14 protein-coding genes are annotated in these 14,003 nt (G+C 69.1%); 5 read left to right on the top strand and 9 right to left on the bottom strand.

Going from position 1 to position 14,003, the window contains the following annotated elements; translation table 11 throughout:
- Positions 1-182 precede the first annotated feature (182 nt).
- Both ACULPM_RS00910 and ACULPM_RS00905 read right to left on the bottom strand, forming a co-directional pair.
- Positions 183-998: an HAD family hydrolase gene (locus ACULPM_RS00910; RefSeq protein WP_445332280.1), complete on the bottom strand. Its 816-nt coding sequence runs from the start codon at positions 996-998 to the stop codon at positions 183-185.
- Positions 999-1,042: 44 nt separating this feature from the next.
- Complete coding sequence (locus ACULPM_RS00905; RefSeq protein ID WP_445332279.1) at positions 1,043-1,810, bottom strand: DeoR/GlpR family DNA-binding transcription regulator; 768 nt, start codon at positions 1,808-1,810, stop codon at positions 1,043-1,045.
- A 418-nt stretch (positions 1,811-2,228) separates the two neighbouring features.
- Here ACULPM_RS00905 and ACULPM_RS00900 point away from each other — a divergent pair, with 418 nt between their 5' ends.
- The gene (locus ACULPM_RS00900) at positions 2,229-3,080 is read left to right on the top strand and encodes a class II fructose-bisphosphate aldolase (protein ID WP_075279547.1); all 852 of its coding nucleotides are present in this window, start codon (positions 2,229-2,231) and stop codon (positions 3,078-3,080) included.
- Between the two features lie 191 nt (positions 3,081-3,271).
- Here the strand turns inward: ACULPM_RS00900 and ACULPM_RS00895 are convergent, their stop codons facing one another.
- On the bottom strand, positions 3,272-3,730 hold the full coding sequence (locus ACULPM_RS00895; RefSeq protein WP_167930392.1) for a PTS sugar transporter subunit IIA: 459 nt from the start codon (positions 3,728-3,730) through the stop codon (positions 3,272-3,274).
- 124 nt (positions 3,731-3,854) lie between these two features.
- Positions 3,855-4,826: an ROK family protein gene (locus ACULPM_RS00890; protein ID WP_445332278.1), complete on the bottom strand. Its 972-nt coding sequence runs from the start codon at positions 4,824-4,826 to the stop codon at positions 3,855-3,857.
- Positions 4,827-5,018: 192 nt separating this feature from the next.
- Here ACULPM_RS00890 and ACULPM_RS00885 point away from each other — a divergent pair, with 192 nt between their 5' ends.
- The 3 genes from ACULPM_RS00885 (at position 5,019) to mscL (ending at position 7,655) form a co-directional block, all read left to right on the top strand.
- Positions 5,019-6,563 (top strand): carboxypeptidase M32, encoded by a 1,545-nt coding sequence (locus ACULPM_RS00885; RefSeq protein ID WP_167930390.1) that lies wholly within the window; start codon positions 5,019-5,021, stop codon positions 6,561-6,563.
- Positions 6,564-6,628: 65 nt separating this feature from the next.
- Entirely contained in the window at positions 6,629-7,102 is a 474-nt protein-coding gene (gene dtd, locus ACULPM_RS00880) for a D-aminoacyl-tRNA deacylase (RefSeq protein ID WP_167930389.1), read from the top strand.
- Positions 7,103-7,178: 76 nt separating this feature from the next.
- A complete protein-coding gene (gene mscL / locus ACULPM_RS00875) occupies positions 7,179-7,655 on the top strand; it encodes a large conductance mechanosensitive channel protein MscL (RefSeq protein WP_167930388.1) in 477 nt (158 codons plus the stop codon).
- Positions 7,656-7,798: 143 nt separating this feature from the next.
- Here the strand turns inward: mscL and ACULPM_RS00870 are convergent, their stop codons facing one another.
- The 4 genes from ACULPM_RS00870 to ACULPM_RS00855 form a co-directional block, all read right to left on the bottom strand.
- Positions 7,799-8,767: a type I phosphomannose isomerase catalytic subunit gene (locus tag ACULPM_RS00870; protein WP_167930387.1), complete on the bottom strand. Its 969-nt coding sequence runs from the start codon at positions 8,765-8,767 to the stop codon at positions 7,799-7,801.
- Between the two features lie 137 nt (positions 8,768-8,904).
- Entirely contained in the window at positions 8,905-9,840 is a 936-nt protein-coding gene (locus tag ACULPM_RS00865) for a hypothetical protein (RefSeq protein ID WP_445332277.1), read from the bottom strand.
- Positions 9,841-9,977: 137 nt separating this feature from the next.
- Positions 9,978-10,595 carry a TetR/AcrR family transcriptional regulator gene (locus ACULPM_RS00860; protein ID WP_167930385.1) on the bottom strand — a complete coding sequence of 206 codons (618 nt, stop codon included), beginning with the start codon at positions 10,593-10,595 and terminating at the stop codon, positions 9,978-9,980.
- Positions 10,596-10,701: 106 nt separating this feature from the next.
- On the bottom strand, positions 10,702-10,956 hold the full coding sequence (locus tag ACULPM_RS00855; protein WP_167930384.1) for a hypothetical protein: 255 nt from the start codon (positions 10,954-10,956) through the stop codon (positions 10,702-10,704).
- 146 nt (positions 10,957-11,102) lie between these two features.
- On the opposite strand from ACULPM_RS00855, the gene glpK reads away from it, so the two are divergent.
- Positions 11,103-12,599 carry a glycerol kinase GlpK gene (gene glpK / locus ACULPM_RS00850; RefSeq protein ID WP_445332276.1) on the top strand — a complete coding sequence of 499 codons (1,497 nt, stop codon included), beginning with the start codon at positions 11,103-11,105 and terminating at the stop codon, positions 12,597-12,599.
- Positions 12,600-12,658: 59 nt separating this feature from the next.
- Here glpK and ACULPM_RS00845 read toward each other — a convergent pair whose 3' ends face one another.
- Positions 12,659-13,864 (bottom strand): CapA family protein, encoded by a 1,206-nt coding sequence (locus ACULPM_RS00845; RefSeq protein ID WP_445332275.1) that lies wholly within the window; start codon positions 13,862-13,864, stop codon positions 12,659-12,661.
- Positions 13,865-14,003: the final 139 nt, after the last annotated feature.

Here is a 14,003-nt window from a genome sequence, read left to right as displayed (position 1 = left end):
CCCCCTCCCGGGTACGTACACCCCTCGTCCGGATGCGTACAAGATTCAATTATTTGTATGGTACCTAGCAAAGAGAGAACCGCAGGTGGGAAGGCTATCGAGAAGAACATCAAGATTGAAAGTTGGTACGTACCCGGAGGGGGTGTGTACGTACCCGGAGAGACGCGGGGGCGCGGAGGCCCCTACCCCGCAAACGGCCACGCGCCGGCGGCCAGCGCCTCGATCGCGGCCGCGACGGCGTCATCCTCGCAGGCGCCGATGTGCCAGCGCGCGGCGGCAGCGGCCTCCGGCGTGGCACCCGCCACGGCAACGGAGTTGGGCACCGCGGAGAACATGGGGAGGTCGTTATCCGCGTCGCCGAAGACCACGACCTCGTCAAGGCCCACGCCCAGACGCTCGGCCATCCATGCCACCGCGGTGCCCTTGTTCCAGCCGCGTGGCATGATGTTGGAGTAGGTGGGCATGGCCCGGTCGACGTCGAGGGCCGCGACCTCGTCGTTGAGGCGCGCCACCAACGCCGCGGCGGCGCGCTCCCCCGCCCCGGTGAAGACATTGGCCTTGACCACGGGGAAGTCCGGCAGCGCGCGGGTCACGCGGCAGCGCTCGGCATAGGCGGGAAAGTGGAATGCCAGGTCCTCGACGGAGCCCTCCACCAGAAGCGGGGTCGCATCGTCGAAGCAGACCAGGCCGGCACGCGGGGCCTCCGCCACGATCGCGCGCACGGCCTCGAGGGCGTCGGCGGCGAGCGTCTGCTCCATGACCTTCTCGCCGCCGAGGTAGACCTGCATGCCGTTGGTCGCGAGCGCGGTGGCGCAGCACGCAGCGTCCCCGCCGAAGAAGTCGGGAATCCACGAGTAGCCGCGTCCGCTCGCGGGCCCCACGGCGATCCCCGCCGCGAGCGCGGCATGGAAGGACGAGACGGTGCGCTCTGAGACGCGTCGGTGCCCCCGCGGGAGGATGGTCCCGTCGATGTCGGTGAGGATGAGCTTCACGGCCACGTTCTTCTCCCTTCGCCCGGGGCGCGCCCCGACTGGCCCTGCGGTCAGTATAGAACGCGGCACCCCTGCTCGGCGGCGTCCTCGGCAACCAGTCCGTCGGGGTCCGCGTCCATGACCACTGCCTCGACGCCGCCGAGCGTGCCAAACCAGAGCAGCCCCGGGGCGCCGACCTTGCTCTGGTCCATGAGCACGAACGTCCTGTCGGCGCAGGTCAGATATGCCCGCTTGAGCTCGGCCATGTCCTGGTTGTTGGTCATGAGGCCCCGCCCGGGGACATAGGAGGTGGGCGTGACGAAGGCCTTGCGGGGATGGAGCACCTCGAGGGTCCGCATGGCGAGCGGGCCCGCCGTGTAGCGGTGGCCCTTGCGCAGGCTCCCGCCGAGCATGATGACGTCGAGCGAGGGGGCGGAGCGGTCGACGTAGTCCGCGATCGTGAAGTCGTCGGTCACCACGGTCACGCCCGCACGGCCCGAGATGGCGCGGACGAGCTCGAGCGCCGTGGTGCCCGAGTCCACGAGCACGGAGTCGCCGTCCTCCACGAGCGGCGCCGCGAGCCGCGCGATCGCGCGCTTGGCCTCAACGTTCACGTTGATGCGCCGCTCCTGCACGGAGACGGTGAGCGTCTTGGAGAGCGAGACGGCCCCGCCGTGCGTGCGGCGCAGCTTGCCGTCTCGCGCCAGGGCGTCGAGGTCGGCGCGGGCCGTCACGCGGCTGACGCCGAACGCGTCGGCGAGCTGCGTCACCTGCACGGAGGCGGCCCGGTCGAGCATGGAGAGGATCGCCGCGCGGCGCTCCTCGGATGACATGGCCATGGTCTTCCGCCCTTCTCGGTTGCCCGCCCGCGCCCTGTGCGAATGTGTGCGAATTGTGTTTCCTATTCTTTCTTTAGAAGCAATCTATCACATTGCTTTTTCTTTCGTTTTGGAAAGAGGCGCTATGGGCGCGGCCTGAGGGCCGCGCGGAAGGGGTCCCCGCGTCGGCGGCGTGGTTTCCGGAGGACACCCCACGTGCACCGCAAATCGAACAATGCCCGACGCCGTCACGCTGGCGAGAAGAACCCGCGCCGTGCCTGTGCGCCCTCCGAGGAGACGCTGCGGGAGGGGCGCCTGCCCTTGCATTTGGTTTCCCTTTTGCCGGGCCCGGGCGGCCGCCCGCGGCAGCCTAGCCATACACGAACTCGCATCCCTACGTACAATAGCGGCGTCAGTCAGTCCGAGGAAGGGAGTTCGGATGCTCGTCACCACCAAGGAGATGCTGCTCGACGCCCAGGCCGGCCACTATGCCGTCGGCGCGTTCAACGTCGAGAGCCTCGAGTTCGTCATGGCCGTCGTGAAGGCCGCCGAGGAGCTTCGCTCCCCCGTCATCATGCAGACCACGCCCGGCACCGTGAAGTACGCCAACCTCGACTACTTTGCCGCCATGTGCCGCGTGGCCGCCGAGCAGGCGAGCGTCCCCGTGGCCATCCACCTCGACCACGGCGACGGCTTCGACCGCGCCGTCCAGGCCATGAAGGCCGGCTACACCTCCGTCATGATCGACGGCAGCCACGACTCCTTCGAGGACAACATCGCCCTCACCGCCTCCGTGACCAAGGTCGCCAAGCCCCTCAACATCCCCGTCGAGGCTGAGCTCGGCAAGGTCGGCGGCAAGGAGGACGACGGCCCCGCCGTGGAAGGCGAGAACCCCTACACCGACCCGGACGAGGCCCGCGAGTTCGTCGAGCGCACCGGCTGCACCTCCCTTGCCATCGGCGTGGGCACCGCGCACGGCGTCTACACCGAGACCCCGCACATCGAGCAGGACGTGGTGAAGGCCATCCGCTCCGTCGTGGACGTGCCGCTCGTGCTCCACGGCACCTCTGGCGTGCCCGACGACCAGGTCGCCGAGGCCGTCAAGAACGGCATCTGCAAGGTCAACTACGCCACCGAGCTCCGTCAGGCGTTCATGCGCGGCTTCATGGGCTTCATGGCCGAGAACCCCGGCGTCTTTGACCCCAAGAAGGCCAACAAGCCGGGCATGGAGGAGATCACCAACCTCGTCAAGGTCCGCATGACCAACCTCGGCTCCGTCAACAAGGCGTAGGGGCGCTCGGCAACAGGACGCGGCGAGAAGGTAAGACGTATTCGGGGCCGTCCTCTCTGGAGGGCGGCCCCGTCATATGGGACGTCCCTAAAGGAGGGGCCCGACGCTCTTGCGCCGGGCCCGATTCTGACAAACTACCCCGTCCCCTTTGTCATGCCAAATAAACCTGACGCCAGTGGCACGTCGGGTGGCTACTCGGCGGCGATGCCCGCGCTGATGAGCTCCGCGATCTTGGCCGGGTCGTCGGCGGCCTGGACGCTCGTGCGGAAGTCCTCGTTCATGAGGAGCACGGCGACCTTGGAGAGGAGCTGGAGATGCGTGGTGCCCGCCTCGGAGGCGGGGGTAAGCAGGGCGATGGCGCAGGTGATCGGCGCATCGTCCATGGACGGCCAGACAACCCCCTCGTCGAACTTGTCGACGATGATGGCGGCCTGCGTGACGGCGTCGCTCTTGGCGTGCGGGATGGCGAAGCCGCCCATCATGCCCGTCGTGCCCTCGGCCTCGCGCGCCTTGAAGGCCTCGCAGAGCGCCTCGGCGTCGGTGGCGATGCCGAAGGAGACCGCCTGCTCCGAAAGGAGCTTGAGGACCTCGTCGACCGTGGAGGCCGAGCAGCCGAGAACAACGTGAGACGCAGAGACGTAATCGCTCATGGTGACTCCTCACTCGCAAGTAAACGTTCTTATCGCCCTGCGCGCCGTCGTCCGGCGGGGGCGGCTCGTATGCAAAGCAACATAGCTAGGATACCACCGCCGCGGCGGTTCTAGTCGGCCATCCCTACGACGCGTCCGCGTCGAGGCGCAGGGCCTCCCTGCGCAGGCGGAGCGCCTCGTAGGCGCAGCCATACATGGCCGCCTGGTTGCCGAGGCTCGCCGCCTCGATGCGGGCCTCCCTGCTCGCGGGGAACGCGTACTCGGCGAAGAGCTCGCGCAGCTCCGGGGCGAAGGTCGCGAAGGCCCCCGCCACGCCGCCGCCGATGAGGTACATCGCGGGGTCCACCACGCAGGAGATCTGCGCCATGGCCTGGGCCAGGTAGTCGCACATCTTGTGCACCGCCACCTTGGCGCACTCGTCGCCGCCCGCGAGCGCGCGGAAGACGGAGAGGGTGTCGGTGGCGTGCTCCACGGGCACGGGCTTCACGCCGCGGCGCTCGCACTCCTCGAGGTAGAGGCGGACGATGCCCTTGGCGGAGGCGTACTGCTCGAGGCAGCCGCGGCGGCCGCAGCCGCAGGTCAGGGTCTCCTCGCGGTTGACCGTGATGTGGCCGATCTCGCCGCCGGCGCCAAAGGCGCCCGCCACGAGCTTGCCGTTGGAGACCACGCCCGCGCCCACGCCCGTGCCCAGGGCGATGAGCACGTAGCTCGAGACCTGCTGCGCCACACCGGCCCACATCTCGCCGAGCGCGGCCGCGTTGGCGTCGTTGATGAAGGCGACCGTCGCGTTGGGGAAGACCGTGGTCAGCGCGCTCACCATGCCCTCCGGGTCGAGCTTGATGTTGGGGAGGACACCCACCGTGCCGTCGTCTGCCACGGGGCCGGGGATATCCAGGCCGCAGGCGATGACGTCTCCGGCAGCGGCGTCGTGCGCGGCGAGGATCTTCTCGATGCCGCCGGTCACGACCGCGTACGCCTCCTCGGTCACGAGCTCGGGAGTGGGGATCTTGCGCTCCTCGAGAAGCTCGCCCGACGGGGTGAAGAGCCCCGCCTTGATGCTCGTCCCGCCGACGTCGATGCCAAGAACCGCTTCCATTGGTGCCTCCTTGCCCCACGGGGTCGCGCCAGTTTTCCGTACTACAGATGATACGGCCTTCTTCTCGCGTCATGGTCGTTTTGGGCGCAGATTGCACCACTTCTGACATGACCGGTAGGACGGGTAGACTGTGAGGTAGGCCGCCGGCTCGCCGCCGGCCGCACGTCCCACGACAACCCACGAGGAGCGATTATGGCACCCACAGACAACACGCAGCTCAACGCCGCCCTCCCCAACCCCCGCGCGGACATGGAGGCCCTCGACGCCCTCGAGCGCACGCTCTTCTCGCTCGGCTACGCCATGGGCGAGATCGACTCGCTTGGCCAGGTGATCGACCCGCCGCGCGCCACCGCGCAGCGCGCCGAGGCGGTGGCGCAGCTCCAGGAGATGAGCGTGCGCGCGCTCTGCGACCCCGCCGTGGGGCCGCTGCTCGACCGCCTGGAGCAGCAGCCCGAGCTCCTGGGCGAGACCCGCATGGCGCAGGTGCGCGTCCTCAAGCACGACCGCGCGTCGCTCGTCGACGTCCCCGCGGAGGAGCAGGCCGCGTTCAGCCGGCTCACCGTGGAGGCCAACGACGTCTGGCGGCGGGCCAAGGCCGCCAACGACTGGGCGTCCTTCGAGCCCTACGTCGACCGCATCGTCGACGCGCTCAGGCGCATGGCCGCCTGCAAGGACGCCGAGAAGGACCCGTATGACGTCTGGCTGAACGAGTACGAGCGCGGGACCGACCGCGCCTTCTACGACCGGTTCTTCTCGCAGGTGAGGGACTGCGTGGTGCCGCTTCTGGCCGACTGCATGGCAAGCCGCCACAAGCCGAGCCACGCCTGCGTGGACGGGACCTTCGACGAGGAGCGCCAGTGGCGCCTCGCCGACGACCTCGTGCGGCTCGAGGGGCTCGATGCCGACGCCCTCTGGGTCGGCCGCACGGAGCACCCCTTCACGAGCGGGCTCTCGCGCGACTTTGTCATCGTGACCGGGCACGCCTACGCGGACAACGTGCTCTCCAACGTGTTCTCGATCCTGCACGAGGGAGGCCACGCCCTCTACGAGCAGAACGTCGACGCCGCCTACGCCGGGACCTCGCTTGCGGGCGGCACCTCGATGGGCATGCACGAGGCGCAGTCGCGCTTCTTCGAGAACCTCGTGGGTCGCTCCGAGGCCTTCGCCGAGCCGCTCCTCCAGGTGCTGCGCCGTCACTTCCCCGGGCAGTTCGGCCGCGTGACGGCACACCAGCTCTACCTCGCCGAGAACTGCGCCGAGCCGGGGCTCGTCCGCACCGAGGCCGACGAGCTCACCTACCCGCTCCACGTCCTCGTGCGCTATGAGATCGAGCAGCTGCTCTTCTCGGGCGAGGCCCACGCCGCGGACGTCCCGGGCCTCTGGGCAGAGAAGTACCGCGCGTACCTCGGCGTGGACGTCCCCGACGACGCGCGCGGCGCGCTCCAGGACACCCACTGGTCGGGCGGCTCCTTCGGGTACTTCCCCACCTACGCGCTCGGGTCCGCCTTCGGCTCGCAGCTCAAGGCCGCGATGGTGCGCGGCGGCATGGACTTCGACGCCGTGTGCGCCTCCGGCGACCTTGCGCCCGTCCGCTCGTGGCTGCGCGACAACATCTGGCGCTGGGGCCGTGCCAAGGACTCCGGCGAGCTCATCGAGGCCGCGTGCGGCGAGCCCTTCTCGCCCACCTACTACACGGACTACCTCACCGAGAAGTTCTCCGCCCTCTACCGTCTGTAATTTGGGGACGCGTTTTTTCTCTCAGAGAAAACGGGACAGGTCATGGGAGACGACGGGAGAGACGCATGAGGGCACTCATACAGCGCGTTGAGCGCGCATCCGTGGAGGTGGGAGGCGCCGTGGTGGGCAGCTGCGGCGCCGGCTACCTCGTGCTGCTGGGCGTGGCGCCCGGCGATGACGAGGCGCTGGCGGAACGGCTGTGGCGCAAGGTCGCCGCGCTGCGCATCTGCGCGGACGACGCGGGCAAGACCAACCGCTCGCTCGCGGACACCGCAGGCTCGGTCCTCGTGGTGAGCCAGTTCACGCTCTACGCCGACGCCCGCCGCGGCAACCGGCCCTCGTTCACGGGGGCCGCCGGGCCCGAGCTCGCGGAGCGCCTGTACGACCGCTTCTGCGACCTCGCGGAGGCGGACCTCGGGGCCGGTCGCGTGGGACGGGGCGTCTTCGGGGCTGACATGCGCGTGAGCCTCGTGAACGACGGGCCCTTCACCGTCCTTCTCGACACCGACGAGCTGGGCTGGAGTTCATCCAAAAATTGAATCTGGCTCCCGACGGTTGCGTCGATTAAGAATGCTATGCTAGCTGAGTTTTGCCCCAAGACAGAAAGGTTCCTGCATGAAGATCGTCGATGAGTTCAAGGAGTTCATCGCCCGCGGTAACGTGATGGACATGGCCGTCGGTATCATCGTCGGCGGCGCGTTCACCGCCATCGTCAACTCGCTCGTGAGCAACCTCATCAACCCGCTGATCACCCTCGTGACCACCTCCACGAGCACCATCACCGGCGGCGCCTCCGACGGCGCGACCGAGGTCATCAACGGCCTGCGCTGGGCCGTCCCCGGCACCGACCAGTTCATCGACCTCGGCGCCTTCATCTCCGCCGTGATCAACTTCCTGATCATCGCCTTCGTGGTCTTCTGCCTGGTCAAGGCCCTGAACACCATGCGCGAGAAGATGGACGCCCTCGCCAAGAAGGAGGCCGACGAGGAGGCTGCCGAGGAGGCTGCCGCCCCGCACTGCCCGTACTGCCTCGAGGAGGTCAAGGCCGGCGCCACCCGCTGCCCGCACTGCGGCGAGAAGATCGAGGCCTAGGCCCCCCTGCATACCCGCAGCAGAAGCGCCGCCCGGCATTGCGTCGGGCGGCGCTTTCGTGTTGCGCCATTGGCGTCAGGTTTATTTGGCGTGCCACTGGCGTCTGACGCAAATGGCGCAAATGGCACGCCACGAGTGGGCGGCTACTCCGGCAGGTGGGAGGTCACGAGGGTCATGTCGCCCGAGAAGGACAGCGTCCCGCAGCCGGCGGGGGCCAGGAAGTGCGTCCCGCGGGCGATCTCGTGCTCCACGCCGGCCTCGGCGGCGCACACGGTGCCGGAGCCCTCGATCACGCTCACGCACAGGAACGGATACGGCTGCGCCACGTCCTTCTCGCCAGACACGCGGACGCGGTCCACGACGAAGTTGGGGCACTCCATGAGCTCGGTCACGCCGTCGACCTCGGGAGCGGTGACCTCGCCGGAGGCCGGCGCCTGCGCTGCGTAGTCCACCACGTCGAGGCTCTGCTGGATGTGCAGCTCGCGCGGCTTGCCGTCGTCGCCCACGCGGTCGTAGTCGTAGACGCGATAGGTCACGTCGGAGGACTGCTGCGTCTCCAGGATGAGGGTGCCGCCCTGGATGGCGTGAACGGTGCCCGGCTCGATGGGGAAGAAGTCGCCCACGTGGCACGGCACGAGGTTGAGCATGTCGTCCCAGCGCCCCTCGTCGATCATGCTCGCGAGCTCGGCGCGGTCGTGCGCGCGCTGGCCGATGACGATCTGCGTGCCCTCGTCCGCCGCGAGCACGTACCAGCACTCGCGCTTGCCGAGGCTGCCGTTCTCGTGCTCGGCGGCGTAGGCGTCGTCGGGGTGCACCTGGACGGAGAGGTTGTCCTTGGCGTCGATGATCTTGACGAGCAGCGGGAAGCGATCGCCCTCCACGCCGCCAAAGAGCTCGCGGTGCTGGTCCCAGAGCTCGGAGAGGCGCATGCCGTCCCAGGCTCCCCCGCTGATCGCGCAGTCCCCGTTGGGGTGGGCGCTGATGGCCCAGCACTCGCCGATGGGGCCGTCGGGGATCTCGTAGCCGAAGTCGTCGGCAAGCTTGCGGCCGCCCCAGATCTTCTCGTGGAAGATCGGCGTCGGGAAGATCAGGTCTCTCGTGGTGTCTGGCATGGTTCCCTCGTTTCTGCGCTCACGTCTGGGCCGGGACGCCCGTGCGGCGCCCCGGCCCTATCATACCCCGCTGTCAGGTGAACGACGAGGTGCCGGCCTCGCCGGCCCGAAGCCCGAAGGCCAAAGGCCGAGAGGCCCTAGATGGCGAGGTCGTACATCGCCACGGGATTGAGCGACTCGTCGAAGAGCACGATCGTGGCGGTGCAGGAGGAGTCTGCCGAGACGCTCACGGCCTGGGCGTCGAAGAAGAAGAACGCCGAGCGGCTCTCCCCCGCCGGGACCGGCCGGACGAGCGTGGCGTAGTCATCGACGTACTGGCCGTCGACGGAGGTCTCGAAGTTCATGGCAACGAAGTTCGCCCCCGAGCGGTTCTCCACGGTCACGAGATAGCCCGTGTCGCCCTCGTAGTCGGTCCCCAAGCCCGTGACCTTGATGAGCGCGGTCTCGTCGTCGGCAACCGTCACGTCGAGCGGCACGTCGACGGTGACGCCCTCCGCGTACGCGGTCATAGCGAGGTCAGACTCCGGGGAGAAGAGCTCGTCCATCTCCGAGCCCAGGTCCGAGACGTCGTCGACGTCGTCGATCTGGTCCTCCACCGTGTCCTCCATGTCCGCGACGCCGCCCGCGTTCTCGGAGGGGTCGCGATCGAGGTCGGGCTCGTCGTCGACCTTCTCGAAGGTCATGGTCTGGCCCTCGTAGGAGAGCGTGAGCGTGCCGTCCTCGACCGGCGCGTCGAGGGGCTCGTCCTCGATGGAGAGCGTGAGGGTGCCCTCGTCCTTGATCTCCCACGTGCCCGTGGTCTGGTCGCCGAAGACGTCGATGAGCATCGTGCCGTCGTCGCCGAGGTCGACGGTCACGTTCATGCCGAGGTCGTTCAGGGCCGCGATGTCGTCCGCGGTGATGTCGCCGTCCGTCGACGTGGCCGACTCGATCTCCCAGGTGCCGACAAAGCCCGCCTCGAGGGACTCGAGCGAGGGAATGTCCACGCCGTCCGTCGCCCCTCCGCCGCATGCCCCGAGCGTCGCGGCGAGCGCCGCCGCAATGGCAAGGGTGCCGATTCTCATACGCCGCATGGTGCCTCCTCGTCCCGTGCGTTCAGAAACTGAAGTCCGTCTGAAAGGCTACCGCATCGGGCGGCGTATCACGACGAGAACGCGGCGACGCGCGACGGTCGCGGCGCGGGCGCAGCCTCAGCGGCGCGGGCGCGGCCTCAGCGGCGCAGGGAGAGCACGCCCGCCGAGATGAACTCCGAGACGACGCGGAGGTGCTTGAGGGCCTCCTCGGGGCTCTCCTCCTGCTCGACCACCACGAGGATCGAGCGGAGGGCGATGTTGGCGAGCCATCCCACCACGAGCTCGTCCTCCGCCATCTCCGACGCCCCGCTCGTGCGCAGGAAGGACCGGATCGTCTCCGAGAGGGCGGCGATGTGCTCGCCCCTCACCTTCTCCACGACCGCGCTCGCGCGGTTCCTCTTGATCACGTCGACCACGTCGCGCCGCTCCTCGCAGAGCTCGAGGAACCTCCTCGCGCGAGCCGGAAGCCCCTCCTCGGGCGCCTGTCCCTCGGCGATGAGCTTGCTCACCCGGTCGGAGCCCACGCTTCGAATGAGGTCCTCGAGCGGCTCCATGACGGGGGAGATCGCCTCCCTGAAGAGGTTCTCCTTGTTCTTGAAGAAAAAGTAGAGGGCGCCCGTGGTCACTCCCGCGGCGGCGCAGATCTCCCGCACCGACGACCCGTCATAGCCCCTCGTGGCAAACTCCTGCAGTGCGGCCCGGACGAGATTCTCCCTCGTACCGGCAGTTGCGCGCTCGTCTCGCTCCCGTGTCATGGCAGCCCCCGTTTCCCCGATAAACGAGCTCGGCCAGTTTCCGTGAGTCAGATTATCCGACAACCCGGCCCCAAGGGAAACGATGGAATGAGTCGCCGCGTGCGAGCTATCGGTGGGCGCCGTGGGGCATGCCCGGGCGCTCGAAGCGCTCGCAGACATAGGACGTGCGGAGATACTCCTCCCCGAAGGGGTCCACGGTTGGAACAAGGTCGCGCGGGTCCGCGGCGAAGTGGTCCTCGGGGCTCGTGTGGACGTGCGGGTCGGTCAGCGTGTAGCCACGGCTGCAGGCCCCCTGGTACAGGCCCGAGCGCTCATGGTACGTGAACGAGCTGAACACGCAGTCGGCACAGCGAAATCCCATCTGCCCTCCTCTGGCGGCGCGGCGACGAACATGCCTCCCGGAATGGTAGCGCAACGCGAGCGGTTGCGCTGGCCCGGTCAGCGGACGGTAAAGCCGCAGGTCGGAAGAGTGGTGGATACTTGGGTGAGAGCGACGGGAGGAGCGGCATGGGCACGGGAAGAAGCTACGTCATCGCACTCGACCAGGGGACCACGTCCTCGCGCGCGGTGCTCGTCGACCGCGGCGGCCGCATGGTGGACGTCGCCCAGCGGCCGTTCCAGCAGATCTACCCGCAACCCGGCTGGGTGGAGCACAACCCGCAGGAGATTCTCTTCTCCCAGCTGGGGACGCTCTCCGAGCTCGTGGCGAGACACGGTCTCACCGCCGAGGACGTCGACGCCATCGGGATCGACAACCAGCGCGAGACCACGATCGTATGGGACCGCTCGACGGGCGTCCCGATATCGAACGCCATCGTCTGGCAGTGCCGCCGCACGGCGGAGATGGTCGAGCGCGTCTGCGGCCCCGCCGAGGTCGGCGCCATGGTGCGCGAGAAGACCGGGCTGCTCCCCGACCCGTACTTCTCGGCAAGCAAGATAGCGTGGATCTTGGACCACGTTCCGGGCGCGAGAGACCGCGCGCGGTCCGGGGACCTGCTCTTCGGCACCGTGGACACCTGGCTCGTATGGACGCTCACCGGCGGGCTCGTGCACGCGACCGACCCCACCAACGCGTCGCGCACGATGCTCTACAACATCCACGAGGGGCGCTGGGACGAGGACCTGCTCGCGCTCTTTGACATCCCCGCCTGCCTGCTGCCGGAGGTCCGCCCCAGCTCCAGCCTCTTCGGCGAGACGAGCTACCCGGGGCTCCCGGCGGGCATCCCCATCACGGGGGTGGCCGGAGACCAGCAGGCGGCCCTCTTTGGCCAATGCTGCTTCGAGCCCGGCCAGGCCAAGAACACCTACGGGACCGGCTGCTTCATGCTCCTCAACACCGGCGGGGAGGCCCGCTCGAGCGGGCACGGCCTCGTGACCACCATCGCCGCGGCTCCCCCGGACGCCCGCTGCACGCAGTACGCCCTCGAGGGCTCGGTCTTCGTGGCGGGCGCGCTCGTGCAGTGGCTCCGCGACGAGCTGGGGATCATTCGCACGGCCGCCGAGACCGAGGCGCTCGCCCGGAGCGTCCCCGACACGGGCGGCGTCTACGTGGTTCCCGCCTTCACGGGCCTCGGCGCGCCGTGGTGGCAGCCGGAGGCGCGGGGCGCCATCCTCGGCCTCACGCGCGGAACCGGACGCGCGCACCTGGCGCGGGCCGCCCTCGAGGCGCTCGCCTACCAGATCCGCGACCTCGCCGACGCCATGGCGGCGGACGCGGGCGGCCCGCTCTCCGTGCTCAACGTGGACGGCGGCGCGTCGGCGAACGACTTCCTCATGCAGTTCCAGGCCGACCTCCTCGGCTGCGAGCTGCGTCGTCCCGCAAACACCGAGACCACCTCGCTCGGCGCCGCGTTTCTCGCCGGGCTCTACACGGGCTTCTGGGGCGGCACCGACGAGCTGCGCGGCCTGCGAGAGGCCGATGACGTCTTCCGCCGCACGATGGACCCCGCGCGCGTGGACAGCCTGCTCGCAGGCTGGCACGACGCCGTGCGCCGCGTGCTGTAGCCAGCGACCGCGGTTCCTGGCGGTTGGTGGGGGGGAACCGCCGCCAGGGGCGCCTGGCATCAGGCCTGGAAGGCGTCTCCGAGACGCTCGGCGCAGAAGTCGACGCACCATTGGCGCGAGAAGTCCGTCTGCCCGGACACGGTGCGGATGTGGTTGACCGCCGCGAGCTCCTCGGAATAGTCGGCGAGCGGGTAGGTGGTGTAGTCGGCCCCCGAGGCCCGATGCGTGACGAGCGGCGTGATCTGCCATGAGGAAACGCCTCGCTCGTCCCCCTCGAAGGCGAGCGTCACCCGCGCGAGGCCGCCGACCATGGTGTCCTTGCGCGCCTGCCCGGAGACGAAGTTCCCCAGGGACCAGAACACGGGCACCACACGCCCGTCCGGCGCGACGAGCTCCTCGACGGGCTGCAGGACGTGCGGGTGACAGCCGAGAATGACGTCCGCCCCCAGCTCCACGAAGCGCTCCGCCCAGCGCCGCTGGTCGTCGTCCGGGCCCGCCGCGTACTCGGTCCCCCAGTGGGGGCAGACCACCACGGCGTCGGCCCCGCGCTCCCGCGCCAGGGAGAAGTCCTTCTCGACCTGAGCGTCATCGAGCATCCTCACCGCCCAGGGCGCGTCGGCCGGAAGGGGGATGCCGTTCGTCCCGTACGTGTAGGAGAGCACCGCGACGCGGCGGTCACCCCGCTCGAGGAGGGGGATCTCGCCCGCCGCCTCCTCGCTGTCCGCCATGCCCGTGACCACCACCTCGGGATGCTCCGAGCGCCAGAACGCGAGCTCGGCCTCGATGCCCTCCATCCCCTTGTCAAGCGCATGGTTGTTGGCGTGGAGCACCACGTCAAAGCCGGCGGCGGCCTCAGCGGAGCCGATCTCCTGCGGGCTGTTGAAGGTCGGGTAGCTCGAGAGCCCGAGCGCCGTCCCGCCGAGAATGGTCTCCTGGTCCACGATCGCCACGTCCGCCCCCGCGACGAGGTCGGCGACGTGCGCGAAGAGGTGCTCGTAGTCGCGCGTGCCGTCCTCGCGCTCGCCGCTCCTCCAGACCCCCTCGTGCACGAGGACGTCACCGATCATGAGGATGGTGACCTCGGAGCGCTCGGGGGCGGGGGCGGGGTCATCGAGGAGGGTCTGCGCGGGACGCAGCTCGTCGACCTGCGGGGCGTCGGGCGTTCCCGAGCACCCCGCAAGAACGCCGACGCCTGCCGCCGACGCGGCGAGAAACCCGCGCCGCGTCAGCAGGCGCTCTGAGATGGGCGTGCGTCGCTCGTGCATGGGGCCTCCTCGGGTCGGCTGCTCCTAGCATAGCCGCGATGCGCCGCCGGCGTGCCACTGGCGTCAGGCTTATTTGGCGCGTGCCACTGGCGTCAGGTTTATCTGGCACGCCACGTAGGGCGTGCCAGATAAACCTTAC

It is taken from the genome of Thermophilibacter sp. ZX-H3, from assembly GCF_052599055.1.
The sequence above is the reverse complement of the archived record's forward strand: the minus strand, read 5'-3'. Positions and strand labels throughout refer to the sequence as shown.

Coding starts and splice junctions, on each gene's coding strand:
- ACULPM_RS00905 (WP_445332279.1), bottom strand. CDS start 1,810: ATGGCCATGTCATCCGAGGAGCGCCGCGCGGCGATCCTCTCCATGCTC.
- ACULPM_RS00900 (WP_075279547.1), top strand. CDS start 2,229: ATGCTCGTCACCACCAAGGAGATGCTGCTCGACGCCCAGGCCGGCCAC.
- ACULPM_RS00895 (WP_167930392.1), bottom strand. CDS start 3,730: ATGAGCGATTACGTCTCTGCGTCTCACGTTGTTCTCGGCTGCTCGGCC.
- ACULPM_RS00890 (WP_445332278.1), bottom strand. CDS start 4,826: ATGGAAGCGGTTCTTGGCATCGACGTCGGCGGGACGAGCATCAAGGCG.
- ACULPM_RS00885 (WP_167930390.1), top strand. CDS start 5,019: ATGGCACCCACAGACAACACGCAGCTCAACGCCGCCCTCCCCAACCCC.
- dtd (WP_167930389.1), top strand. CDS start 6,629: ATGAGGGCACTCATACAGCGCGTTGAGCGCGCATCCGTGGAGGTGGGA.
- mscL (WP_167930388.1), top strand. CDS start 7,179: ATGAAGATCGTCGATGAGTTCAAGGAGTTCATCGCCCGCGGTAACGTG.
- ACULPM_RS00870 (WP_167930387.1), bottom strand. CDS start 8,767: ATGCCAGACACCACGAGAGACCTGATCTTCCCGACGCCGATCTTCCAC.
- ACULPM_RS00865 (WP_445332277.1), bottom strand. CDS start 9,840: ATGCGGCGTATGAGAATCGGCACCCTTGCCATTGCGGCGGCGCTCGCC.
- ACULPM_RS00860 (WP_167930385.1), bottom strand. CDS start 10,595: ATGACACGGGAGCGAGACGAGCGCGCAACTGCCGGTACGAGGGAGAAT.
- ACULPM_RS00855 (WP_167930384.1), bottom strand. CDS start 10,956: ATGGGATTTCGCTGTGCCGACTGCGTGTTCAGCTCGTTCACGTACCAT.
- glpK (WP_445332276.1), top strand. CDS start 11,103: ATGGGCACGGGAAGAAGCTACGTCATCGCACTCGACCAGGGGACCACG.
- ACULPM_RS00845 (WP_445332275.1), bottom strand. CDS start 13,864: ATGCACGAGCGACGCACGCCCATCTCAGAGCGCCTGCTGACGCGGCGC.